The organism is Pelagibius sp. CAU 1746, from assembly GCF_039839785.1.
Classification (GTDB): domain Bacteria; phylum Pseudomonadota; class Alphaproteobacteria; order Kiloniellales; family Kiloniellaceae; genus Pelagibius.
The window spans coordinates 149096-172443 of record NZ_JBDOQT010000001.1 but is presented as its reverse complement, the minus strand read 5'-3'; the positions used below and the strand labels follow the sequence as shown (position 1 = coordinate 172443).

The following is a 23348-nucleotide window of genomic DNA, read 5'->3' as shown; positions in this document are numbered from 1 at the left end:
CGGGTTCCTCAGGCTTTGCCGTGGGCCGCGGCGGTGCGCGCTTTCAGGTCGCGCAGGGTCTTGAGTTCGAGCTCGCTCGGCGGCGGGGTTTCCTCGACAGTCTCGGCGAAGCGTGGAGTCCAGCCGCAGGTTTCGGTGACCTGCTCGCGGGTCGCGCCGGGGTGTAGGGAGGCGACGACGAACTCGCCGCTCTCCGGAGCGGTCTTCCAGACGGCGAGGTCCGTGATCAGCAGCGTCGGCCCCTTGGTGGCGAGGCCCAGCTTCTCGCGCGCCTTGCCGCCTTCGCCGTGGCCGAAGGAGGTGACGAAGTCGATCTTCTCCACCATGCCGCGCTTGGACTGCTTCATGGTGATGAAGATCTGCCCGCAGGAAGAGGCGATCTCCGGCGCGCCGCCGCCGCCGGGCAGGCGCGTCTTCGGCTTGGCGTAGTCGCCGATCACCGTGGTGTTGATGTTGCCGAAGCGGTCCAACTGCGCGGCGCCCAGGAAGCCGATGGTGATGCGCCCGCCCTGCAGCCAGTAGCGGAACATCTCCGGCACCGAGACGGTGGTGACCGCGGTCTCGCAGAGGATGCCGTCGCCGATGGACAGCGGCAGCACGTCCGGCGCGGTGCCGATGGTACCGCTCTCGTAGATCAGGGTGATGTCCGGCGCGTGGGTGAGGCGCGCCACGTTGCAGGCGGCCGAGGGCGCGCCGATGCCGACGAAGCAGACGTCGTCGTTGCCCAGCGCCCGCGCCGCGGCGATGGTCATCATCTCGTCGGCCGTAAAATCTTGGGGGATGAAGTTCTGTTCGGTCATTTCGCGGTCCTCACCTTGGCAACGCGTGCGGTGAAGTCCTCCGGCGTGGCGGCGATCACGTTCTCCTGCATCCAGGCCTGGAAGCGCTCGCGGTCGGCGGCGACCTCGTCCCAGGCCAGGTAGCTCTGGTTGTCGCGCTCGTAGTAGCCGTGGGCGTAGGAGGGATGGGCCCCGCCTGGCACCTGGGCGATGGCGGTGACGGTCCAGTGCGGCAGCACGCAGGAGTTGGGATGCACCCCGGCGAAGTCGTCGACCACCTCTTCCACGGTGACGACGGCGCGCTTTGCAGCCAGCACCGCTTCCTTCTGCACGCCGACGATGCCCTCGATCAGCACGTCGCCCTTCTTGCTGGCCTTTTGGGCGTGGATGACCGCCACGTCGGGCCGCAGCGAGGGTACGGCGGCCAGCACTTCGCCGCTGAAGGGGCAGGTGACCGATTTGATCCTGGGGTTCACCTTGGCCAGGCCGGCGCCCTTGTAGCCGCGGAAGACCGCCAGCGGCAGGCCGGCGGCCCCGGCCTCGTAGGCGTTGGCCATGGCGGCGTGGGAGTGCTCCTCGATCTCCAGCGGCTGCGGCCAGCCGTTCTCCACCGCGTCGCGCAGGCGGCGCAGCAGGCCGACGCCGGGGTTGCCGGCGTAGGAGAAGATCAGCTTTTTCACCAGGCCCATGCCGATCAACTGGTCGTAGATCACGTCGGGGGTCATGCGGATCAGCGTCAGCTCGCCGATGCCCTGCCGGATCACCTCGTGGGCGGCGGCATGGGGGATCAGATGGGTGAAACCCTCGAAGGCCACGCTGTCGCCGGTATGAAGGTTCTCGCTGATCGCCTGGGACAGCGATTGAAAGACGGCCAAGTCATCCTCCCGAAATCTTGCTGGTCCAAGGGCTCCTGTCCCAAATACTCCGGGGCGGCATCCTGGGACGTTTTCTTGCCTATTAGGTCTCAGATCGCCGCTGCCGTCTCAAGCCTGTTTGTGCGATTATTGATATTTGTTCAAATAACGCACATACTGGCTCTTCCAGCAAGGCATCAGGAGGTGACAAAGCGTGCAGAAAGACTGGCTGGCGGACCGGCGGCCGACCGACGTCATGCAGGGCCTGGCCAAGGGCCTGGCCGTGATCGAGGCCTTCCAGGAAGGCGCGACCGGGCTTTCGGTGTCCGACGCGGCCGAGCGCACGGGGCTGGACCGGGCGACGGCGCGGCGCTGCCTCTTGACCCTCAACGCCCTGGGCTATGCCGACTACGACGGCAAGTACTTCCGCCTCGCCCCGCGCACCCTGCGCCTCGGCCACGCCTACTACCGTTCGGCCTCCCTGCCGGCGACGGTGCAGCCCTTCCTGGAAGACCTCTCCCAGGCGACGGGGGAGAGCGCCTCGGTCTCCCTTTTGGACGCCACGGAGGTTATCTACGTGGCCCGCGCCTCGCAGAAGCGGGTCATGGCCATCAACCTGACGCCGGGCAGCCGGCTGCCGGCCTACTGCTCTTCCATGGGGCGGGTGCTGCTGGCGGCGCTGCCGCCGGCCGAGGCGCGCGCGATTCTGGACCGCTCCGAGCGCCGCACCCACACGCCGCACACGGTGACCGACGTGGAGGCGATCATGGAGATCCTGGCCCGGGTCGCCGAACAGGGCTATGCCGGCATCGACCAGGAACTGGAGCTGGGGCTCTGCTCGCTCTCGGTGCCGCTCATCGACAGCGAGGGCCGGGTGGTGGCCGCCATGAACATCGGCGCCAATGTCGCAAGGAGCGCCCTGCCGCAGATGATCGAGCGCTACCTGCCGCAACTCCTGGCCTGCCGCGACCGTTTGCGCCCTCTGCTCGATCCCAGGACATAGACGCGCGATTGCATCGGCGTAGCGCCTATCGACTGGCGGGCGAGTGATTGAACGGTTAATCTTGTCTTCGTTGTCGGTGGCGCCGGCCTCGCGCCAAGTCCCGATCGTTCTCCCTCGACCCGGAAGGGCAGTGCGACCAAGATATGTCTGAATCTCTTCGCACTCCTGCGGAGGCGCCGGCCCAAGCTGCCGGAAACCGCCCGATCGTGGTGGTTTGCCTGTTGGCGGTGATGGTGCTGGAGCTGGCCGCGCGGCTGAGCGGCAGCGCGGCGCTGCAGTTGGGGTCGGACGGCGCGGTCTTCATCTGCGCCCTGGCCGCGGTGCGCGACTACGGCCTGCGGGAGAAATACCTCCTTTCGCTTTGCTCCGTGTTGACGCTGCTGGCGGTTTGGCTGCACCCCGAGCCCGCAGCGGTGCTGTTGTCGGGGCTGGCCCAGGCGAGCTTCCTCATGGCTTTCCTGCTGCTTTTGAACCTGCTGCATGAGGCCGCTGCGACCTCCCCCGCGCTGGCGCGCTGCGGCGACTATCTGACCAAGCAGCCGCCGGGACGGCGCTACTACGCCTTGAATCTGGGCAGCGCGGTCATGGCGGTGCTTTTCAATGTCGGGGTGGTCAGCTTTCTGGTGCCGCTGATCCAGCGCGGCATCGAGCGCGCGCGGCCGGGCGATGCCCTGAACCCGCTCCGCCAGCGCCGCCAGATCAGCGCCATGCTGCGCGGCTTTGCCTGGTGCGTGATCTGGTCGCCCACGGCCATCGCGCCCCTGGCGTTGATGGAGTTGATTCCCGGCACCGACCGGCGGTACTGGATTTTCGTCGGCGCCTGCATCTTCCTCGGTCTTCTGGTGCTCGGCGCTCTGGAAGACCAGATCACCTTTCGCGCCAACAGGCCGAAGGCCGCCGGCCAGGCGCCGGCTTTTCCGCGCGCCGCCTTCATCCGTTTCCTGCTCGCTTGCGCCTGGCTGTTCGGGATGAGCGCGCTGGTCATGTGGCTCACCGGCGAGACCGTGGTCTTCGGGCTGATGATCTCCTGCCCGGTCATGCTGGTGGGCTGGCTGTTGGTGCAGAACCTCGGCGCGCCGCAGGGCGCCTTGGCCGCTGCCGCCCAGCGGCTCGACGTCATCATCTTCACCAAGCTGGCCGGCGCGGCGCCGGTCGCGGTGACCCTGGCCTGCTCCGGTTATCTCGGCCGGGTGACGGCGGCGCTGATCCCGGCGCAGACCTGGGCGCGGTTCCTGGGCCTCGATGCCATGCCCGACTTCGTTTTCCTGTCGCTGCTGCCGGTCTGTATTTCCCTGCTCAGCCTCCTGGCGCTCAGCCCCATCATGACGTCGGTTTTCTTCGGCAGCCTGATCGGCAGCCTGCCGGTGCTGCCTGCCGACCCGACCTTGATCGCACTGGCGATTTCCTGCGGCTGGGCTCTCTCCATGACCTTCTCGCCCTTTTCCACGGTGGTGCTGCTGATCGAGCGCATCAGCGGCATCTCCTCGCGCGACCTTACCTGGAGCTGGAACCTGGGCTTCACCCTCTTGGCCGCCGCCGTCCTGGTTCCGGTTTTCGCCCTCTTGACCGGCGGGCGCTGAGGCGGGCGCCGTTCCCGCCGCCCGGGCTTGTTCCGCCGTCACCCCGGACTCTATGATTGCGGCGTGGAGCCCGACATGACGATCCTGCCTTTCCAGACCCTCTACTTCGAAGACCTCAGCGTCGGCATGACGGAGACCTATTCGAAAACCGTCAGTTCCTCGGATGTGGTCGGTTTCGCCGAGATCACCGGCGACCGCAACCCGATCCACCTGTCCGAGCACTTCGCCGCGCGCACGCCCTTCAAGGGCCGCATTGCCCATGGGCTCTACACGGCCGGGCTGATCTCGGCGGTGATCGGCACGCGCCTGCCCGGGCCCGGCGCCATCTACATCTCGCAGACCCTGCGCTTTCTGGCGCCGGTGAAGATCGGCGACACGGTGGAGGCCATCGTCGAGGTGACGAAACTGAACGCCGAGCGGCAGCGCGCCGAGCTGCGCTGCGACTGCAGGGTGGGCGAAACCGCGGTCCTGGAAGGCGAGGCCGTGGTCAAGGTGCCGCGGCGCGAAGAGGGCTGAAGGATCAATCCCGAGGAAGAGGAAAGCCAAGGTGAAAGTACGCGCAGCGGTATTGGAGAACACGCAGGCAGCGGCGCCCTACGGCGACAGCAAGCCGTTGGTCGTCCAGGAGGTCGATCTGGAAGGGCCGGGCAAGGGCGAAGTGCTGGTGAAGATCGAGGCCGCCGGCATCTGCCACTCCGACCTCTCGGTCATCAACGGCGACCGGCCGCGCCCGACGCCCATGGTGCTGGGGCATGAGGCCGCCGGCGTGGTGGTGGAGATCGGCGCCGACGTCGACGACCTTGAGGCCGGCGACCATGTGATCTTCGTCTTCGTGCCGAGCTGCGGCCACTGCGGGCCCTGCTGCGAGGGGCGCCCGGCGCTCTGCGAGCCCGGCGCGCTGCACAACACCGCCGGCGAGCTGCTGTCCGGCGAGCGCCCTTTCTCGAAGAACGGCCAGCCGATCAACCACCATGTCGGCGTCTCCGCATTCGCCGAGTACACCACCGTCTCGCGCCGCTCGCTGGTGAAGATCGACCGGGCGATCCCGCTCGACATCGCCGCGGTCTTCGGCTGCGCGGTGCTGACCGGGGCCGGCGCGGTGATCAACACCGCCGCCGTGAAGCCGGGCCAGCGCGCCGCCGTGGTCGGCCTGGGCGGAGTCGGCCTGGCCGCGCTGCTGGCGGCCGTCGCCTCGGGCGCCGAGCAGATCGTCGCCGTCGACATGCAGCAGGACAAGCTCGACTTCGCCCTGAAGCTGGGCGCCACCGACGCCTTCCGCGCCGACGACCCCGAGGTGGTGGCCAAGGTGAAGGAGGCGACCTCCGGCGGCGTCGACGTGGCTGCCGAAATGGCCGGTTCGGCCAAGGCGCTGGAACTGGCCTACGCCATCGCCCGGCGCGGCGGCACGGCGGTGACGGCGGGGCTGCCGCATCCCTCGGCGATGCTCTCCATCCCGGCGATCAGCCTGGTGGCCGAGGAGAAGACCCTGCGCGGCAGCTACATCGGCAGCTCCGTGCCCTCGCGCGACCTGCCCCGCCTGCTGGGCCTCTACGGCCGCGGCCGCCTGCCGGTCGACCGCCTGGTCACTCATCACCTGAAGCTCGAGGAGATCAACGAGGGCATGGACCGCCTGGCCAGCGGCGCGGCGATCCGCCAGATCGTCGAATTCGCCTGACCGGGAAGGGTCCGGCTGGGGCCCCGCGGCTTTTCGAGGACTGCCGGCAGCGGGCCGTTAACGCGGTTGTGAAGACTCTCCGCCGGGAAATCACCTACCTCAAGGGAATAGATGCCGACGCACGGCGGTAAGTACCGTCAGAGGAGGTTTTCCCTGCGCCCTAACGATCCCGCCGGCACGCTCGATGACCAGCATCGCTTCGAAGCCCTGGTGCTGCCGCACCTCGATGCGGCCTATAACCTGGCGCGTTGGCTCGCTCGCGACGAGGGCGATGCCGACGATATCGTGCAGGACGCCTATCTGCGCGCCTTCAGATACATCGGAAACCTCAAGGGCGAGGACGCCAAGCCCTGGTTGCTGGGCATCGTCCGAAACAGCTTTCGCAGTCACGCGGCGCGCCGCCGCCGGGACATGGCCCTGCCGTTGCCGGAGGACCGCTACGCCGACGAAGCGGAGCCGCCGCCGCGAGGAGCGCCGCCGGCGGACCCCGGCGACGACCCGGAACTGAAGCTGATCAAGAGCGAACAGGAGATGAAGCTCGGCCATCTCGTCGGCAGCCTGCCGATCGAATTCCGCGAGGTGATCGTGCTGCGGGAATTCGAAGACCTCTCCTACAAGGCCATCGCCGAGATCGTCGGCGTGCCGCTGGGCACCGTGATGTCGCGTCTGGCCCGCGCCCGCAAGCTGCTGCGCGATCGCTGGCTGGCCCAAGTTGAATCCGCCGAAGGGGAGCTTCTGCATGGTCTGCGATAAGGCGCTTCTCGTGGAAGCCTACATCGACGGCGAGGTCGACGCCGCAGCGGCGGTCGATGTCGAGCGTCATCTCGTATCCTGCGCCGCCTGCGCGGCACGGCTGGACGGCGGCAAGGCGCTGCGCGAAGCCCTGCGCCGGGAGGCCCCCTACTACAGGGCGCCGGCGCACTTGCGGCGCTCGCTGGCCGCCCGCTACGGCTTGGGCGCGGCGCCGCCGAAGCCAGCGCCGTTTCGCGCGGCGCCTTTGCGGCCGCCGGGCTTGCTCGCCGGGGCCCTCGGCGGCGCGGCGTCGATGCTGGCGGTTGCCGCTCTGGCTTTCGTGCTGTTGGTCCCCAGCCGCGGCGACCTGCTGGTCGAGGATGTGGCGGCGGCGCATATGCGTTCCCTCATGCCCGGTCATCTCCTCGACGTCGAATCCACAGATCGCCATACCGTGAAACCCTGGTTCGACGGCCGCGTCGACGTGGCGCCGCCGCTCGGCGATTTCCCCGATGCCGGGTTCGAGTTGGCCGGCGGCCGCCTGGACTACGTCGACGGACGCGCCGTGGCGGCGATCGTCTATCGCCGGGACAAGCACGTCATCAACCTCTTCGCCTGGGCCGACGATGACAGCCGCCTGCCCGCGGCCTCGACGCGCAACGGCTACCATTTCCTGTTCTGGCGCGCCGAAGGCCTGATCTTCTGCGCGGTTTCCGACGTGGCCGCCCGCGATCTCCTCGATCTCAAGGCCCTCACGGCGCAGGCCGCAGCGTCACAACAGCGTGAGTGAGGGAATTTGCCGCGGTGCCGGCGGGTATCACTCCCTGAAGCCACCATTCGAGGGAGACCACCGATGACAACCGGCAAGACAGACAAGGAAACTCTTTCATCCCCCAGCCGTCGCGACGCCATGAAGTGCCTCGCCTGGTCGGGCGGCGGCGTGCTCTGGACCCTGGTCGGCGGCGTGCCCGTCGCCTCTGCGTTGTCCGGGCAGGCGCGCGCCGACACCATGAAGGCCGCCGAAAAAGGCACGCTGAGCTTCGTTCAGGTCAGCGACAGTCACATCGGGTTCACGAAGGCGGCGAACCCCGACAGCGCCGGAACCTTCCAGGCTGCCATAGACCTGGTCAACCAGCAGCAGGCCTCTCCCGCTCTGGTTCTGCACACCGGCGACGTCACTCATCTCTCCAAGCCCGAGGAGTTCGATACCGCCGCCGAGCTGATGAAGGGGCTGCGCGTTCCGGAGGTTCATGTCGTGCCCGGCGAGCACGATGTGCTCGACCGTCCGGCCAGCGCCTTCTTCGAGCGCTACGGCTATCACTCCAGCGGCAAGGGCTGGTACAGCTTCGACCACAGCGGCGTGCATTTCATCGGCCTCATCAACGTGCTGAGCTTCTCGGCCGGCAGCCTCGGCGCGCTCGGAAGCGAGCAGTTGAAATGGCTGGAGGACGATCTCAAAGGGCGCTCGGCCAGCCAACCGATCGTCGTCTTCGCCCATATGCCGCTCTGGACCGTCTATCAGGATTGGGGTTGGGGAACCGGCGATGCCGAGCAGGCGATGACCTACCTGCGCCGCTTCGGCTCGGTGACCGTATTGAACGGCCACATCCACCAGATCGTCCAAAAGGTCGAGGGCAACATCCGTTTCCACACCGCGGCCTCGACGGCCTTCCCGCAGCCGCCGGCGGGGCAGGGCAAGGGACCGGGGCCGATGAAGGTGCCTTCGGAGTCGCTGCGTCGGAACCTCGGCCTGACCAGCGTTTCGCTGTCGGTGTCCGACGGCAATCTCGCTCTGACCGACCACCCGCTTCCCGCCTGACGCCGGGGCGATCAGACAAGGATACCGCACTATGCTCACTCTGAAGCGCAGAGCGCTGCTGCTCTCCGCCTTCGGCGGCACGGTTCTGACCGTCCTCGGGCGGTCGCCGCGCGCGGCCGCTCCCGCCGCGATGACCATCGACATCGAATCGTTCGAATTCCTGCCGCAGCAGGCCACTGTGAAAGCGGGAACCATGGTGACCTGGGTCAATCGCGACGACTCGCCGCACACCGTCTATAGCCTGGACGAGTCCTTCCTGTCCGACGTCATGGACACCGACCAGGAGTTCTCCATGGTCTTCGACAAGCCGGGCGAGTATCCCTACCTCTGCTCGGTCCATCCGCATATGAAGGGCACCGTCATCGTCACCGAGGCGTGACGACGAGAGGCGGAGCGGAGCCAGGCCCGCAGGCTCCGCTCAGTCCTCCGCTCAGTCCTCCGCTCAGTCTCCGGCGCCGCCCGCCGGCGGCGCTGCCGCGTTGCGCTGCGGTTGCTTTCCCCTGCGCAGGTTCATTTCGGAGAGCCGCTGCATGACCACGTAGAAGGCCGGCGTGAAGCAGAGCGACATGATGGTTGCGGCCAACATGCCGCCCACCACCGCCGTGCCGATGGCCTGGCGGCTGGCCGCGCCGGCGCCGGCGGCCACCACCAGCGGCATGAAGCCGGCGATGGAAGAGATCGCGGTCATGAGGATCGGGCGGAAGCGCAGCTTGGCCGCCGAGATTGCGGCCTCGGTGATGGACTTCCCAGCCTCGTGCTCGGCCTTGGCGAACTCGACGATCAGGATGGCGTTCTTGCTGGCCAAGCCGATCAGCAGGACGATGCCGATCTGGGTGTAGACGTTGTTGTCGAACTGCCGGGCCAGCAGGGCGGCGATGGTGCCCAGCAGAGCCAGCGGCACCACCAGGATGACGGCCGCCGGCATGGCCCAGCTTTCGTACTGGGCGGCCAGCACCAGGAAGACCAGGACGATCGCCAGGGCGAAGACCAGGATGGATTCCGAACCCACCCGCTTTTCCTGGAAGGAGATGCCGGTCCACTCGAAGCCCATGGAGTTGGGCAGCTTGGTTGCGGCGAGCTGCTCCATGAGGTCGAGCGCCTGGCCGGAGGAGTAGCCCGGCGCCGCCTCGCCGGTAATCGCAGCACTGGGGTAAAGGTTGTAGCGCAGCACCGTCTGCGGGCCGAGGGTCTGGTCGACCCGCACGAGAGTACCCAGCGGCACCATGTCGCCCTCGGCATTGCGCACCTCCAAGCGTCGGATGTCCTCCGGCTCGACGCGGTAGCGGTGGTCGGCCTGCACCTTCACCTGCCAAGTGCGCCCGAACTTGTTGAAGTCGTTCACATAGGACGAACCGAGATAAGTCTGCAGCGCGCCGAAGACCTGGTCGAGGGAAACCTGCAGCGACTTGGCCTTCACGCGGTCGACCTCGGCGAAGAGCTGCGGCACGTTGGCTCGGAAGGTGGAGTTGAGGTTGCTGAGGCCGCTCTGGGCGTTGCCGTCAACCAGGACCTCCTGGGTCATGCGCTGCAGTTCTTGCAGGCCGACGCCGCCCCGATCTTGAAGCTGCATCTGGAAGCCGCCTGCAACGCCAAGGCCGGGGATGGACGGCGGCGGGAAGGCGAAAATAATGGCCTCCTGGATCTGGCGGAAGGCGCCTTGCAGGCGGCCGAGGATGGCTTGCTGGGAGAGGCTGGGATCCTGGCGCTCCTCCCAGGGCGTCATGGTGATGAAGACGGTGGCGGCATTGGCGGCGTTGGTGCCGTCGATGATCGAGTAACCGCCGATGGTGACCCAGTTCTCGACGCCGGGCATGTCCGCGAGGATGCCGTCGATCTTTTGCAGAACCGCGTCGGTGCGCTCGAGGGAAGCGGCGTTGGGCAACTGTACGGCGGTGATTACGTATCCTTGGTCTTCGACGGGCAGGAAAGCGGTCGGCAGCTTGCCGAACTGCCAGCCGGTCAGGGCGAAGAGCCCGAGGAACAGCAGCATGACCAGGGCCGTGACGCGCACCAGCTTGGCGACCAGCGCCGAATAGCCGTTTTCCCCCGTGGTGAAGACCTTGTCGAAACCGCGGAAGAAGGCGTTCTTCTTTTGCTTGGGGGGGCGCAGCAGCAGGGCCGAAAGGGCCGGGCTCATGGTCAGGGCATTGATCGAGCTGAACACCGTGGCCACGGCGATGGTTACCGCGAACTGGCGGTACATCTCGCCGGTGATGCCGGGCAGGAGGGCGGCGGGCACGAAGACGGCCAGCAGCACCAGAGTGGTGGCGACGACCGGGCCGGAAACCTCCTTCATTGCCTGGATCGCCGCCGCCTGTGCCTTCATGCCGCGCTCGATATGGGCGGTCGCCGCCTCCACCACGACAATGGCGTCGTCGACCACGATGCCGATGGCCAGCACCAGCCCGAAGAGTGTCAGCATGTTGAGGGAGAAGCCCAGAACGCCCATGACCGCGAAGGTGCCGATCAGCGATACCGGAATGGTGACGGCCGGAACCAGCGTCGCGCGCCAGTCCTGCAAAAAGAGGAACAGCACCAGGAAGACCAGCCCCGCCGCCTGGAACAGAGTGATGTAGACTTCCTCGATCGACTTCTGGACGAAGATCGTCGTGTCGTAGGGGATCTGATAGGACATGCCTGTCGGGAAACGGCTGCTGATGTTCTCTATGGCGGCGCGGACCTGGGTGGCGACATCCAGGGCGTTGGCGCCGGGCAGTTGGTAGACCGCGACGGCGGCCGAGGGCGCGCCGTTGAGCGCGGCGTTGACGTCGTAGCTCTTGCCGCCCAGTTCCACCCGGGCGATGTCCTTCAGGTAGATGGTGCCGCCGTCTTCGGCATAGCGGATGACGATGTTCTCGAACTGCTCGATGTCCGCCAGGCGGCCCAGCACGTTGACGGTGTACTGGAAAGACTGGCCGCTGGGCACCGGCGGCTGGCCGATCTGCCCGGCCGCTACCTGCACGTTCTGCTCGCGGATCGCAGAGAGCACGTCGCCGGTCGTCAGGCCGCGTGCCTTCAGGCTCGGCGGGTCGAGCCAGATGCGCATGGAATAGTCGCTGGGCGGAAAGATGAAGACCTCGCCGACACCGGGGATGCGGCTCAAGATGTCGCGGATGTTGAGGGTAGCGTAGTTGCTGAGGAAGATCTCGTCGTGCAACGGGTCTTCGGACGTCAGCGCGATGAAGAGAATGATGTTGCTGGACTTCTTCTTGGTGTTGACGCCCTGGCGGGTGACTTCCTCAGGCAGGTTGGCCTCGGCCAGCGCTACCCGGTTCTGCACCAGGATCTGCGCCAGGTCGAGGTCGCTGCCGACCTCGAAGCTGACCGTCAGGTTGTAGGAGCCGTCGTTGGCGCTGGTCGAGGACATGTAGATCATGTTCTCGACGCCGTTGACCTGCTGCTCGATCGGCGCGGCCACGGTTTCCGCCACGACCTCGGCATTGGCGCCGGGATAGGCGGCGGAGACCTGCACGGTGGGCGGGGTGATCTGCGGGAACTGCTCGATCGGCAAGGTTCCCAGGGTGACCACGCCGGCGATGACGATGACGATCGAAATGACCGAGGAGAAGATCGGGCGCTGGATGAAGAACTTTGAGAACATCTCCGCTGCGCCGCCTCAGTTGGCTGCTGCTTTGCTGGCCTGCTGGGCGGTGCGCTTGAGCGCCGAGGCCGAGAAGGCGGTCATCTCCGCTTCTTCCGGGCTTACCTTGGCGCCGCCGCGGGCGCGCTGGATGCCGTTGACCACCACTTTCTCTCCTGCGGCAAGACCGCTTTCGACCACGCGCAGGCCGTCGATCAACTGCCCGGTGACGATGGAGCGCTTCTCGACCACGTTCTCCGCGCCGACCACATAGACATAGCGGCCCGCCTGGTCCAGGCCGATGGCGCGCTCGGTGACCAAGGGCATGTCCTGGCGCTGTGCCACGGGGACACGCAGTCGTACGAAGAGGCCTGGCAAGAGCACCGGTTCCGGGTCCGCTGGGTTGGCGAATCGCGCCCGCAGCTCCAGGGTGCCGGTATCGGGGTCGAGGGACGATTCGGCGAAGTCCAGGTCTCCGATGAAACTGTAGTCTTCCTTGCCGCCGACCGACATCTCGACCCGGAAGTCGTCGCGCGTTCCCGGTGTGCCGCCGCCGGTTCCGCCGCGCATGCGTTCCATGACCGTCAGAAGGTCGCGCTCGTTGATGTTGAAGTAGACGTACATGGGATCGCTATCGGTGATGGTGGCCAGATGCGTCGCTTCCGACTGTCCCACCAGGTTGCCGGCGTCCACCAGGTTGCGGCCGATGCGTCCTTCGATCGGCGCGCGGATATCCGTGTACTCCAGGTTCAATTCGGCCTGGCGCACGGCGGCTTGCTTGACCGCGACATCGGCGGTGGCGCTGCGGGCGGCGGCCTCGGCCTCGTCCAGCTTGGCCTGGGAGACGTTGCCGCGCTTGATCAATTCTTCGGCGCGGGCCAGCGCCTTGTCGGCCTCGACCTTCTGGGCCCGGGCGCTCTGTAGCTGTGCTTTGGCGATTTCCAGGTCGGCGGCGTATTCGCGCTGATCGATGATGAACAGCGGATCGCCGGCCTGGACGAAGGTGCCGGGCGCGAAGGAGATATTCTCCAGGGCCCCCGGAACGCGGGCGCGTATGTCGACGACGGCCGCGGCCTGGCTGGTGCCGGTGAAATAGAGGTAGTCGGTAATCTCCTGGACCGCCGGAGCGGCGACGGTCACCTTGGGCGGCGGCGGCTCGACATAGGTATTGCCGTCTTCGCAGGCGGTGAGCGCGATCAGTGCGGCAAGAGCCAGAGGGAGCCGTGTCATAGCTTAGCGGGTTCCTCACCGGGTGGTGGTGCGCAGTATGTAGCCTGGAACTGTAGGTTAGCTTAGGTTCGCCGCCGCTGGCTACGTGCGAATTAGTGCGAATGGTTAGGGCGGCTTGTTTGTGTCGCCCGTTCCCGCCCCGTAATCGGCGGGGCTTGACCTTCCAGTCACTGGAAGCCCTACCTACAAGCCAGAGGCCGGCGGAGGTGCCGGCGCGGCAGGAAGAGGCAGCCCATTATGTCCACCCCAGCACAGCAGCAAGACAACCGGACGCCGGCGGAGGTCGTGCGCGATCCCGTCTGCGCCATGACCGTGGATCCCGCGGCGGGCAAGCCGGCCTACGAGCACGAGGGGCACCTCTATCATTTCTGCGCCAGCGGCTGCCGCGACAAGTTCGCCGCCGCGCCCGGGGATTACATCAAGGCCGAGGACCTGGTCTGCGGCATGTCGGTGGACCGGGCGAGCGCGCGCCACGTGGCCAAGCACGCGGGCCAGCGCTTCTATTTCTGTTCCGCGCGCTGCCAGGAGAAGTTCGAGAGCGAGCCGGAGACCTATCTGGCCGGCCGCCCGGCGCCGGAGCCCATGCCGGCGGGCACCCAATACACCTGCCCCATGCACCCGGAGATCGTCCAGGACGGCCCGGGGGACTGTCCGCTCTGCGGTATGGCGCTGGAGCCCATGGGCATCCCCACCGGCGAAGAGGGCCCCAATCCGGAACTGGTCGACTTCACCCGGCGCTTCTGGATCGGCGGCGTCCTCACGCTGCCGGTATTGGTTCTCGCCATGGCGCCGCATTTCGGCCTGCCTCTGCGCGAGGCGCTGGGCGAGGGCATCAGTGCCTGGGCCGAGCTGCTCCTCTCGACGCCGGTGGTGCTCTGGGCCGGCCTGCCCTTCTTCCAGCGCGGCTGGAAGTCGATCGTCAACCGCAGCCTCAACATGTTCACCCTCATCGCCATCGGCGTCGGGGCGGCCTATGTCTTCAGTGTTGTCGCGACCCTGGCCCCGGACATCTTCCCCGCGGGCTTCCGTGACGCCCAGGGACACGTCGGCGTCTACTACGAAGCGGCGGCGGTCATCGTGGTGCTGGTGCTGCTGGGCCAGTTGCTGGAGCTGCGCGCCCGCGAGCGCACCGGCGGCGCCATCCGCGCCTTGCTGGACCTGGCGCCCAAGACCGCCCGCGTGATCCGCGCCGACGGGCAGGAGGAGGAAATTCCGCTGGATCAGGTGAAGTCCGGCGATCATCTGCGCGTGCGCCCCGGCGACAAGGTGCCGGTCGACGGCAAGGTGGTCGAGGGTTACTCCGCCATCGACGAGTCCATGCTGACCGGCGAGCCCGTGCCGGTGGAGAAAGCCGTCGGCGATCAGGTGACCGGCGCCACGCTGAACGGCAGCGGGTCCCTGGTCATCGAAGCCGAGCGCGTCGGTGCCGACACGGTGCTGTCGCAGATCGTCGGGATGGTGGCCGAGGCGCAGCGCAGCCGCGCGCCGATCCAGAAGCTGGCCGACCAGGTGGCCGGCGTCTTCGTGCCGGCGGTGGTGGGCGTCGCCCTGCTTGCCTTCATCGCCTGGTCGATCTGGGGACCCTCGCCGGCCATGGCCTACGGCCTGGTGGCGGCGGTCTCGGTGCTGATCATCGCCTGTCCCTGCGCCCTGGGCCTCGCCACGCCCATGTCGATCATGACCGCCACCGGGCGCGGTGCCCAGGCCGGCGTGCTCATCAAGAATGCCGAGTCCCTGGAGCGTTTCGCCAAGGTGGACACCTTGATTGTCGACAAGACCGGGACCTTGACGCTGGGCAAGCCACGGCTGGCGGCGGTGCTGCCGGAGGCGGGAGTCGGCGAGGACGAACTGCTGCGTCTCGCCGCCTCGCTGGAGCGCGGCAGCGAACACCCCCTGGCCGAGGCCATCGTCGCCGGCGCTTCGGAACGCGGTGTCGCCCTGGCCAAGGCCGAGGACTTCAACGCGATCACCGGCAAGGGCGTGACCGGCCGGGTCGAGGGCCGCGGGGTGGCGCTGGGCAACGCCGCACTGCTCGCCGAGCTGGGACTGGAGAGCAGCCACGCCGCCGAAGAGGCCGGCGCACGCCGCGACCAGGGCGAGACCGTGATGTTCGTCGTGGTCGACGGGAAGGTCGCCGGCCTGGTCAGCGTTGCCGATCCGGTGAAGGAAACCACGCCGGAAGCGTTGAAGGCGTTGCACCAAGAGGGCCTGCGCATCGTCATGGTGACCGGCGATAACGAGCGCACCGCGAAAGCCGTCGCCGGGCGCCTCGGCATCGACGAGATCCGCGCCGACGTGCTGCCGGAGGACAAGGCGCGCATCGTCAAGGAGCTGCAGGCCGAGGGCGCCAAGGTCGCCATGGCCGGCGACGGCGTGAACGACGCCCCGGCCCTCGCACAAGCAGATGTCGGCATCGCCATGGGCACCGGCGCCGACGTCGCCATCGAAAGCGCCGGCTTCACCCTGGTGAAAGGCGATCTCAACGGCATCGTGCGGGCCCGCCGACTCGCCGAGGCGACCATGGGCAACATCAAGCAGAACCTCTTCTTCGCCTTTTTCTACAACGCCGCCGGTGTACCGATCGCAGCCGGGATTCTGTACCCCGTCTTCGGCATTTTGCTGTCGCCCATCATTGCCGCGGCGGCCATGAGCCTCTCCTCGGTCTCCGTGGTGACCAACGCACTGAGGTTGCGCCGGGTCAGACTATAGCGCGCCTTTAGGACCCCGGTCACAGGCTCGGCGGTCCGCAGAAAAGGCCAGTTTTCGCGGCAGCTTCCATGCTACCGTCTCCCACTGAGCTGCCCCGGGACCGGCGGCTCGATAAAGGAGAAACTGGGACCTTGCGCGGCTTCCGCCTCAACGCCCGTGAAGCGGGCGGCGCCTTCGGCGACCTCGGCACCTTCCTGCCGCACGTGATTTCCGTGCTGACGGTGGGCGGGCTGGCCTCCGGCGGCGTGCTCTTCGGTTTCGGCCTCTTCTACCTCTTCACCGGCGTTTTCTACCGCCTGCCGGTTCCGGTACAGCCGATGAAGGCGGTCTCGGCGGTCATCGTGACCTCCGGCCTGCCGCCCGGTGCCGTCGCCGCCACCGGCATGATCCTGGGCGCGGTGCTGCTGGTGCTGGGCCTGAGCGGCGCCATCGAGCGCCTGTCCCGCGCCATCCCGCCCTCGGTCATCGCCGGCCTGCGCTTCGGCCTCGGTGTCAGCTTCGCCCTCATCGGCCTGGACCTGATGCTGGAGGTGCCCTGGCTCGGCTTCGGCATGCTGGCGCTGCTGGGCGCGTTGACGTTCCTGCGCGGCTGTCCGGCGACCCTGATCGGTCTCGCCGTGGCGCTGCTGGCCGGCCAGGCGGCGGGGCTGGCGCCGCCGCTGGGTGAACTGGCCGGCGGGCTGGCGCCGCGCTTCGCCCTGCCGGAGGTAATGCTGCCCGGCTTCGCCGAGATGGGCGAGGCCCTGCACAAGGCGGTGCTGCCGCAGATCGCGCTGACCGTCACCAACGCCGTCATCATCACCGCCGCGCTCGCCCGCGCGCTCTATCCGGAAGACAAGGGCGCGGTCACGGAACGGCGGCTCTGCCTCACTTCCGGCGCCGCCAACCTGTTGCTGGCGCCTTTCGGCGCCCTGCCCATGTGCCATGGCGCCGGCGGGGTGCAGGCACATCACCGCTTCGGCGCGCGCAGCGGCACCGCGCCCCTGCTGATCGGCGCTGTCTTATTCGTGCTGGCGCTGTTCTTCGCCGAAGCCGCCGTCGGCCTCCTGGCCATGATCCCGCTGGCCGCCGTGGGCGCCTTTCTGGTCCTGGCCGGTGCGGAACTGGCGATCTCAAAACGTCTCTTCGACGCCCGGCCGGATTGCTGGCCGGCGATCGGCCTGACCGCGCTGGCGACGCTGGCCGCCGATGCCGCAGTGGGCTTGGCCGTGGGCTGCACGATTGAGTTCGGGCGTTCCCTGGCGCGCGACGTTTTGCGTCGCGGCGGCTCCCGCCAGGATTAGCTTCGGAAGCGAGCCGGACTGAAGAGGGCGGGATCGATCCCGGCCGGCGCCGCCTGATCCAGCAGCAGGCCGGCGGCGAGCCGGGCCGCACCGGGGGCGGTCTGGATGCCGTAGCCGCCTTGTCCGGCGAGCCAGAAGAAGCCCTCCGCCGTGGGGTCGAAGCCGATCACCAGGGTGCGGTCGGGCGCGAAGGTCCTGAGACCCGCCCAGGTCCGCTCGACCCGCGTCACCTCGTAGTCGACGGCCCGGGCGAAGCGGTCCAGGCCCTCGGCCAGGTCCATGTCGTCAGGCCAGGCGTCGTGCGGATCGACCGGCGTTTCGTCGGCCGGCGAAACCATCAGTTTTCCGGCTTCCGGCTTGAAGTAGTAGGTTTCCGCCGCGTTGCCGGCCAGCGGCCAGCCCTCGACCGCGTGGCCCGGCGGGGCCGGCAGGATGGCGGCCGAGCGGCGCAGCGGCTGCAGGCCCAGCGGGCCGACGCCGGCCATGGCGGCGGTCAAGTCGGCCCAGGCCCCGGCGGCGTTCACCACCACCGGCGCCTCGAAGACGCCGGCGCGGGTCTCGGCGCGCCATACGGCGCCATCACGGGCCAGCGCCGTGACCCCGGCGTTGCAGACCAGACTGCCGCCTGATGATTTCAGGTGACGCAGGTAGAGCTGGTGCAGGCGGTCCACATCGATGTCCAGAGCGTCGGCCTCAAAGGCGGCACGCTCGATGGCAGCGCGGCGCAGGATCGGCACCATTGCGCAGGCATCTTCGGGAGAGATCTCCGTGACGCCGTCGTTTTCCGCCAGCAATGCGTCGAGGCGGGCGCTCTCCTCCGCGCCGGCCAGCGTCAGGATGCCGCGCGGCGAGAGCACGCCGGCCCCCTCCGGGTCGAGGGGATGCGCCTCCAGCAGCGGGCGGCTCGCCTGGTTCAACTGCCGCACGGCGGCATTGCCGTAGCTCTGAATGAAGATCGCTGCCGAGCGCCCGGTGCTGTGGTAGCCGGGATGGGGCTCGCTCTCCAGCACCACTACTTTGGCGCCGCGGGTCATCTCCGCTGCCGCCGAGGCACCGGCCATGCCGGCGCCGATGACAATCACGTCTGCCGTCTGCGTCATAAATCTCAGCTTGTTTTGTGATCGGCTTCGAAGGCGCCAAGGAAGGCGGCGAGGTTATCACCCAGGCCGTCGCAGAGATAGCCACCCTCCTGCACGATGACGCTTGGCAGCCCGAGCGCGGCGAGACGCGCGCCGATCCTGCCGAAGCCCGCGGTGCTGACGGCAAGGCCGCCGAAGGGATCGTCTTCGAAGGCGTCGAGGCCGAGAGCCACCACCAAGGCGCCGGGGGCGAAGGCGGCGACCGTTTCGAGGCCGCGGTCGAGAGCCTCCAGAAAGGCCGCATCTTCCGAGCCGCGCGGCAGCGGCAGGTTCAGGTTGTAGCCGGTCCCAACCCCTTCGCCGCGCTCGTGCGCGTGGCCCCAGAAGAAGGGATAGAAGCGGATCGGGTCGGCGTGGACAGAGACGGTCAGCACGTCGTCACGTTTGTAGAAGATGCCCTGCGTGCCGTTGCCGTGGTGCAGGTCGACGTCGACGACGGCGACGCGGGCGTGCTGGCGCCGCAGCACCATGGCGGCGACGGCGGCGTTGTTCACGAAGCAGAAGCCGCCGGCCAGATCGGCGAAGGCGTGGTGACCCGGCGGGCGGCAGAGCGCGTAGGCGGCCGGCGCGCCGTCCAGAACCGCTTCGGCGGCCGAGGCGGCGCAGTTGGCGCTCCAGCGGATCGCCGCCCAGGAGTCGGGGCCGATGGGGCAGGCGGTATCGGCCATGTGGTAGCCGGCCTGGCCCACGGCGGAGAGCGGATAGCTGGCCTCGCGCCGGTCCGGGTGGATGTTGGGGATGACCTCATCGGAAGCGCCGGGGATGCGCGCCCAGCGCTCGTAGATGTTCTCCAGGAAGCGGAGGTACTCCGGCGTGTGGACGGCGGCGATGGGGCCGAGGCCGTGGTCGGCGGGAGCGGCGATATCGTGGCCGCCGGCGCCGGCGGCCGCCAGCAGGCGGTCGACGCGCTCCGGCTTCTCCGGGTTCGGCTGCTGCGCGCCGTTGACCAGGAAGTTGCGCGGGTAGTGGATCTTCTGCCGTTCGGGGGCTGCGAATACCTTCATGCCGCCGTTCCTTTCGCGCTTTCTGCCAGGGCGTCGAGCGCGTCGTTCTCCAGCACGTAGATCTGCTCCGGCGTTGAATGTCTGAGGCCCGTTCGCTGGTAGAAGCGCTGGGCGGAGTGGTTGTCGTCGTCGACGGATAGCCTGAGGTAGGCGGCGCCGCGCGCCTTGGCCAGCGCCGCGGTCTCGGCCAGCAGGCGATGTCCGATGCCCAGAGAGCGGGCGCTTTCCAGCACCACCAGATCCTGCACGTAGATCCCGCGCTTGCCGCGCCAGGTCGAATAACTGCCGAAGAAGAGGCAGAGCCCGGCCGGTTTGCCGTCGACTTCGGCCAGGAGCGCCTCGAAAGCCGGGTCACTGCCGAAGCCGTCGCGTTCGATGTCGCCGGCGCTGGAGACCACCTTCTCCGGCATCCCTCTTGCGCGGGCCAGCTCCACCACCAGGCCGAAGACCGCCTCTGCGTCGGCCTTACCGGCCAAGCGTACCGTGATTTCAGTCATCAGAAGGACACCCGGTCGCCGCCCTTGAGCTTCAATGTCTCGCGCACCTCGTCCGGCTTGGCGGCCTCGTAGCCCAGTTCTTCCAGGATGCGGCGGATCTTCTCCACCTGCTGGGCGTTGCTCTCGGCGAGCCGGCCGCGCCCGATGCTGAGGCTGTCCTCCAGGCCGACGCGCACGTTGCCGCCCAGGATGACGCCCAGGGTGCCCAGCGGCATCTGCTGGCGCCCGGCGGCCAGGACGGAGAAGCGGTAGGCCTCGCCCAGCAGGCGGTCGGCCGTCGCCTTCATGTGCATGAGCTGCTCCGGCGAGGCGTCGGCGCCGCCCAGCACGCCGAGCACGAACTGCAGGAAGACCGGCGGCTTGATCAGGCCCTGGGCCAGGTAGAAGGCGACGGTCTGAATGTGGCCGCTGTCGTAGCACTCGAACTCGAAGCGGGTGCCGCAGCCGTTGCCGAGGCGGTCGAGCACGCCCTCGATGTCGGCGAAGGTGTTCTTGAAGACGGTGTCGCGCGAGGCTTCCAGGAAGCCCGGCTCCCAGTCGTGCTTCCACTCCTTGTAGCGCTGGAGCAGCGGGAAGGTGCCGAAGTTCATGGAGCCCATGTTCAGCGAGCACATCTCCGGCTGGGCCTGCAGCGGCGCCGCCAGGCGCTCGTCCAGGGTCATCTGCGCGCTGCCGCCGGTGGTGATATTCACCACCGCGTCGCAGGCCTGCTTGATGCGCGGCAGGAAGGCCATGAAGTGGTCCGGGTCGGCGGAAGGCCGTCCGTCCTGAGGGTCGCGGGCGTGCAGGTGCAGGATCGCCGCGCCGGCCTCGGCGGCGGCCACCGCGCCGGCGGCGATCTCGTCCGGGGTGACCGGCAGGTGCGGGCTCATGCTCGGCGTGTGGATCGAGCCGGTGACCGCGCAGGTGATGATGACTTTGTTGTTGGCCATGGTCGGGCTCATGCAGTGCTGTCGGAAAGCGGCAGACCGGCCTCGGCGGCGAAGGCGGTGAGGCTTTCTTCGAGAAGCCCCAGGATCTCGGTGACCTGCGCCTCGTCGACGATCATCGGCGGGCAGATCATGAAGTGGTCGCCTTCGATGCCGCCGCGGGTGCGCCGGGAATAGATGATGAGCCCACGCTCGTAGGCCAGCTCGACCAGGCGGCTGTGGGCGTTCAACTCCTTGGGCAGCGGCTGCATGGTCTGGCGGTCGGCCGCCATCTCGAAGGCCAGCAGCAGGCCCAGGCCGCGCACGTCGCCGATGAAGGGAAAGCGCGCCATCAGGCGGCCGAGGCCATCCTTCAGCAGGCCGCCCATGCGCGCGGCGTTGCCCATCAGATCCCGGCTTTCGATCTCTTCCAGCACTGCCAGGCCGGCGGCGCAGGCCAGGGGATTGCCGGCGTAGGTGTAGCCGTGGATGAAGCCGCCGGCGTCGAGGACCGGCTCCACCAGGCGGCGGTCGGCGACCATGGCGCCCAGCGGCGCGTAGCCGGCGGCGAAACCCTTGGACAGGGCGATGATGTCGGGGCGCAGGTTCCAGTGCTCGGAGGCCAGGAAGCGCCCGGTGCGCCCGGCGCCGCTCATCACCTCGTCGAGGATCAGCAGGATACCGTAGTCGTCGCAGATCTCGCGGACGCGGGCATAGTAGCTGTCGGGGGCGACCAGGGCGCCGGTCGAGGCGCCGCCCACCGGCTCCATGATGAAGGCCAGCACACTCTCAGGCCCCTGGCGCTCGATCTCCTCGCGCAGCATCTCGGCATAGCGCAGGCCGCGGCCCTCCCAATCCAGGTTGTCGCGGTCCAGGTAGCAGGTCGGCGCCGGGATCTTCGGCATCTCCTGCATCATCGGCGCGAAGGGCTCGGTCATCGGCATATAGCCGGTGACGGCCAAGGCCCCCAGTGTCGCGCCATGGTAGGAGGGAAAGCGCGAGATCACTTTCCAGCGCTTCCCCTGGCCCGTCGCCACCGCGTGCTGGCGTGCCAGTTTCAGGCAGGACTCCACGGCCTCGGAGCCGCCGGAAACGAAGAAGATGCGGTCCAGGCCCTCGGGCGTGCGCCGGGCGATGCGCCTGGCCAGGGTCTCCGCCGCCTCGTTCTCGAAATGCAGGCGGTAGGCGAAGGTGGCGTCTTCCATCTGGCGGCGCATGGCGGCCAGGACACGTGGGTTGCCGTGGCCGATGTTGGAGACCATGGCGCCGCTGCAGCCGTCGATGTAGCGCCTGCCGTCCTTGTCCCAGAAATAGATGCCTTCGGCGCGCGCCACCACGGGGCGGCGGCTGCGCGTCTGATAAAACAGGTTGGAGGGCTCGCGGGGCTGGGCCGCGGGCGCGGCGGTGGCGGTCATAGGGGCAGTGGTCCCAGAATGGTTCGGTTGTCGTCGCTTCGTCGTTCAGCCTTCGGGCGTCAGCAGCACGATGTCCCGCGGGCGCACCCGGACGCGCACTTCCGCGCCCTCGGCCAGGGGAGAGCTGTCGATCGGGTTGATCACCTGAAGGCTGTGAGAACCGACGGTGACGAAATATCGGGCCGCCTGTCCCTGGTAGTCAACGGTATCGACGCGGCCGCTCAGTTGCGTGTCGCCGGGTTCGCCGCCGGGCTCTGTGGAGAGATGCAGCTTTTCCGCGCGCACCACCAGGCGTACCAGCTCGCCGTCCTGCGGCACGGCGCCGCCGTTCACTTCCGCCTCGACCCGGCCCAGACCGCCGACCTCGATGCTCAGGCTGCTGCCGTTGCGCGCGGCGATGGTGCCGTCCAGCAGGTTGGAGTTGCCGAGGAAGCGGGCGACGAATTCGGAACGCGGTCGCGCGTAGACCTCCTCGGGCGAGCCCTCCTGCTCGATGCGGCCTTTGTTCATGACCACGATCTTGTCGGACATGGCCAGCGCCTCCGACTGGTCGTGGGTCACGAAGATGGTGGTGATGCCGAGCTGGTGCTGGATCTTCTTCAGCTCGACGCGCATGTCCTCGCGCAGGTTGGCGTCGAGCGCCGAGAGCGGCTCGTCGAGCAGCAGCACGTCGGGCTCCACCACGATGGCGCGGGCCAGGGCGATGCGCTGCTGCTGGCCGCCGGAAAGCTGGTTGGGGAAGCGGTCGGCCATCTGCGGCAGCTGGACAAGCTCCAGCGCGCGGGCGACCCGTTCGGCGATCTGCGCCTTGGGCACCTTGCGGTATTTCAGGCCGAAGGCGACGTTGTCGAAAACGGTCTTGTGCGGGAAGAGGGCGTAGTTCTGGAACACGATGCCCAGGTTGCGCTTGTGGATCGGCACCTCGTTGACCCGCGCGCCCTTGATGAGGATGTCGCCTCCGCTGGGCGCGGCCAGCCCGGCGACCATGCGCAGAGTCGTGGTCTTGCCGCAGCCCGAGGGGCCCAGCAGGGTCACGAAGGCGCCCGGCTCGACGTTCAGGTCCATCGGCTCGACCGCCGTGAAATTGCCGTAGCGCTTGATCACCTGGCGCAGCGCGACGACCGGCTCGCGATCGCTCATC

The 23348-nt window shown here is 68.1% G+C and carries 20 protein-coding genes; 10 read left to right on the top strand and 10 right to left on the bottom strand.

Features of this window, described 5'->3' with window-relative positions:
• Positions 1–8: 8 nt before the first annotated feature.
• Entirely contained in the window at positions 9–800 is a 792-nt protein-coding gene (locus tag AAFN88_RS00795) for a CoA-transferase subunit beta (RefSeq protein WP_347517596.1), read from the bottom strand.
• Complete coding sequence (locus AAFN88_RS00790) at positions 797–1654, bottom strand: CoA-transferase (protein ID WP_347517595.1); 858 nt, start codon at positions 1652–1654, stop codon at positions 797–799. The genes AAFN88_RS00795 and AAFN88_RS00790 overlap by 4 nt, the downstream gene beginning before the upstream one ends.
• Positions 1655–1847: 193 nt before the next feature.
• Here AAFN88_RS00790 and AAFN88_RS00785 point away from each other — a divergent pair, with 193 nt between their 5' ends.
• From AAFN88_RS00785 to AAFN88_RS00750, 8 genes are all read left to right on the top strand, one after another.
• A complete protein-coding gene (locus AAFN88_RS00785) occupies positions 1848–2636 on the top strand; it encodes an IclR family transcriptional regulator C-terminal domain-containing protein (RefSeq protein WP_347517594.1) in 789 nt (262 codons plus the stop codon).
• Positions 2637–2779: 143 nt separating this feature from the next.
• Complete coding sequence (locus AAFN88_RS00780; protein ID WP_347517593.1) at positions 2780–4216, top strand: hypothetical protein; 1437 nt, start codon at positions 2780–2782, stop codon at positions 4214–4216.
• Positions 4217–4297: 81 nt separating this feature from the next.
• Complete coding sequence (locus AAFN88_RS00775) at positions 4298–4732, top strand: MaoC family dehydratase (RefSeq protein ID WP_347521606.1); 435 nt, start codon at positions 4298–4300, stop codon at positions 4730–4732.
• A gap of 31 nt (positions 4733–4763) precedes the next feature.
• Positions 4764–5891 (top strand): zinc-dependent alcohol dehydrogenase family protein, encoded by a 1128-nt coding sequence (locus AAFN88_RS00770; protein ID WP_347517592.1) that lies wholly within the window; start codon positions 4764–4766, stop codon positions 5889–5891.
• A 111-nt stretch (positions 5892–6002) separates the two neighbouring features.
• Positions 6003–6644: a sigma-70 family RNA polymerase sigma factor gene (locus tag AAFN88_RS00765; RefSeq protein ID WP_347517591.1), complete on the top strand. Its 642-nt coding sequence runs from the start codon at positions 6003–6005 to the stop codon at positions 6642–6644.
• Complete coding sequence (locus AAFN88_RS00760; protein ID WP_347517590.1) at positions 6631–7413, top strand: zf-HC2 domain-containing protein; 783 nt, start codon at positions 6631–6633, stop codon at positions 7411–7413. Before AAFN88_RS00765 ends, AAFN88_RS00760 begins: the two co-directional genes overlap by 14 nt.
• A gap of 63 nt (positions 7414–7476) precedes the next feature.
• On the top strand, positions 7477–8442 hold the full coding sequence (locus tag AAFN88_RS00755) for a metallophosphoesterase (protein ID WP_347517589.1): 966 nt from the start codon (positions 7477–7479) through the stop codon (positions 8440–8442).
• A gap of 31 nt (positions 8443–8473) precedes the next feature.
• Positions 8474–8821, top strand: a complete 348-nt coding sequence (locus tag AAFN88_RS00750; protein WP_347517588.1) for a cupredoxin family copper-binding protein — start codon at positions 8474–8476, stop codon at positions 8819–8821.
• A 63-nt stretch (positions 8822–8884) separates the two neighbouring features.
• On the opposite strand, the gene AAFN88_RS00745 is transcribed toward AAFN88_RS00750, so the two are convergent.
• Both AAFN88_RS00745 and AAFN88_RS00740 read right to left on the bottom strand, forming a co-directional pair.
• Positions 8885–12043, bottom strand: coding sequence for a multidrug efflux RND transporter permease subunit (locus tag AAFN88_RS00745; RefSeq protein WP_347517587.1), 3159 nt, complete (start codon positions 12041–12043; stop codon positions 8885–8887).
• Positions 12044–12058: 15 nt separating this feature from the next.
• Positions 12059–13252 (bottom strand): efflux RND transporter periplasmic adaptor subunit, encoded by a 1194-nt coding sequence (locus tag AAFN88_RS00740; protein ID WP_347517586.1) that lies wholly within the window; start codon positions 13250–13252, stop codon positions 12059–12061.
• A 237-nt stretch (positions 13253–13489) separates the two neighbouring features.
• Here AAFN88_RS00740 and AAFN88_RS00735 point away from each other — a divergent pair, with 237 nt between their 5' ends.
• Positions 13490–15961, top strand: a complete 2472-nt coding sequence (locus tag AAFN88_RS00735) for a heavy metal translocating P-type ATPase (RefSeq protein WP_347517585.1) — start codon at positions 13490–13492, stop codon at positions 15959–15961.
• A 131-nt stretch (positions 15962–16092) separates the two neighbouring features.
• Positions 16093–17244, top strand: a complete 1152-nt coding sequence (locus tag AAFN88_RS00730) for a putative sulfate/molybdate transporter (RefSeq protein WP_347517584.1) — start codon at positions 16093–16095, stop codon at positions 17242–17244.
• Here AAFN88_RS00730 and AAFN88_RS00725 read toward each other — a convergent pair.
• The 6 genes from AAFN88_RS00725 to AAFN88_RS00700 are packed head-to-tail and all read right to left on the bottom strand — an operon-like array spanning position 17241 to position 23347.
• A complete protein-coding gene (locus AAFN88_RS00725) occupies positions 17241–18344 on the bottom strand; it encodes an FAD-binding oxidoreductase (protein ID WP_347517583.1) in 1104 nt (367 codons plus the stop codon). The two genes, AAFN88_RS00730 and AAFN88_RS00725, sit on opposite strands and share 4 nt — an antisense overlap.
• Positions 18345–18349: 5 nt before the next feature.
• Complete coding sequence (locus AAFN88_RS00720; protein ID WP_347517582.1) at positions 18350–19387, bottom strand: histone deacetylase family protein; 1038 nt, start codon at positions 19385–19387, stop codon at positions 18350–18352.
• Positions 19384–19884, bottom strand: coding sequence for a GNAT family N-acetyltransferase (locus tag AAFN88_RS00715; RefSeq protein WP_347517581.1), 501 nt, complete (start codon positions 19882–19884; stop codon positions 19384–19386). The genes AAFN88_RS00720 and AAFN88_RS00715 overlap by 4 nt, the downstream gene beginning before the upstream one ends.
• Positions 19884–20816 (bottom strand): 3-keto-5-aminohexanoate cleavage protein, encoded by a 933-nt coding sequence (locus AAFN88_RS00710; protein ID WP_347517580.1) that lies wholly within the window; start codon positions 20814–20816, stop codon positions 19884–19886. Before AAFN88_RS00710 ends, AAFN88_RS00715 begins: the two co-directional genes overlap by 1 nt.
• 8 nt (positions 20817–20824) lie before the next feature.
• On the bottom strand, positions 20825–22207 hold the full coding sequence (locus AAFN88_RS00705; RefSeq protein ID WP_347517579.1) for an aspartate aminotransferase family protein: 1383 nt from the start codon (positions 22205–22207) through the stop codon (positions 20825–20827).
• Positions 22208–22252: 45 nt separating this feature from the next.
• Entirely contained in the window at positions 22253–23347 is a 1095-nt protein-coding gene (locus AAFN88_RS00700; RefSeq protein ID WP_347517578.1) for an ABC transporter ATP-binding protein, read from the bottom strand.
• Between the last annotated feature and the right edge of the window lies 1 nt (position 23348).

What these genes read in the sequence shown, in the direction of transcription:
- AAFN88_RS00700 (WP_347517578.1), bottom strand. Translation starts at nt 23,347, where the DNA reads ATGAGCGATCGCGAGCCGGTCGTCGCGCTGCGCCAGGTGATCAAGCGC.
- AAFN88_RS00735 (WP_347517585.1), top strand. Translation starts at nt 13,490, where the DNA reads ATGTCCACCCCAGCACAGCAGCAAGACAACCGGACGCCGGCGGAGGTC.
- AAFN88_RS00780 (WP_347517593.1), top strand. Translation starts at nt 2,780, where the DNA reads ATGTCTGAATCTCTTCGCACTCCTGCGGAGGCGCCGGCCCAAGCTGCC.
- AAFN88_RS00795 (WP_347517596.1), bottom strand. Translation starts at nt 800, where the DNA reads ATGACCGAACAGAACTTCATCCCCCAAGATTTTACGGCCGACGAGATG.
- AAFN88_RS00755 (WP_347517589.1), top strand. Translation starts at nt 7,477, where the DNA reads ATGACAACCGGCAAGACAGACAAGGAAACTCTTTCATCCCCCAGCCGT.
- AAFN88_RS00760 (WP_347517590.1), top strand. Translation starts at nt 6,631, where the DNA reads ATGGTCTGCGATAAGGCGCTTCTCGTGGAAGCCTACATCGACGGCGAG.
- AAFN88_RS00720 (WP_347517582.1), bottom strand. Translation starts at nt 19,387, where the DNA reads ATGAAGGTATTCGCAGCCCCCGAACGGCAGAAGATCCACTACCCGCGC.
- AAFN88_RS00710 (WP_347517580.1), bottom strand. Translation starts at nt 20,816, where the DNA reads ATGGCCAACAACAAAGTCATCATCACCTGCGCGGTCACCGGCTCGATC.
- AAFN88_RS00745 (WP_347517587.1), bottom strand. Translation starts at nt 12,043, where the DNA reads ATGTTCTCAAAGTTCTTCATCCAGCGCCCGATCTTCTCCTCGGTCATT.
- AAFN88_RS00715 (WP_347517581.1), bottom strand. Translation starts at nt 19,884, where the DNA reads ATGACTGAAATCACGGTACGCTTGGCCGGTAAGGCCGACGCAGAGGCG.
- AAFN88_RS00705 (WP_347517579.1), bottom strand. Translation starts at nt 22,207, where the DNA reads ATGACCGCCACCGCCGCGCCCGCGGCCCAGCCCCGCGAGCCCTCCAAC.
- AAFN88_RS00740 (WP_347517586.1), bottom strand. Translation starts at nt 13,252, where the DNA reads ATGACACGGCTCCCTCTGGCTCTTGCCGCACTGATCGCGCTCACCGCC.
- AAFN88_RS00750 (WP_347517588.1), top strand. Translation starts at nt 8,474, where the DNA reads ATGCTCACTCTGAAGCGCAGAGCGCTGCTGCTCTCCGCCTTCGGCGGC.
- AAFN88_RS00765 (WP_347517591.1), top strand. Translation starts at nt 6,003, where the DNA reads ATGCCGACGCACGGCGGTAAGTACCGTCAGAGGAGGTTTTCCCTGCGC.
- AAFN88_RS00725 (WP_347517583.1), bottom strand. Translation starts at nt 18,344, where the DNA reads ATGACGCAGACGGCAGACGTGATTGTCATCGGCGCCGGCATGGCCGGT.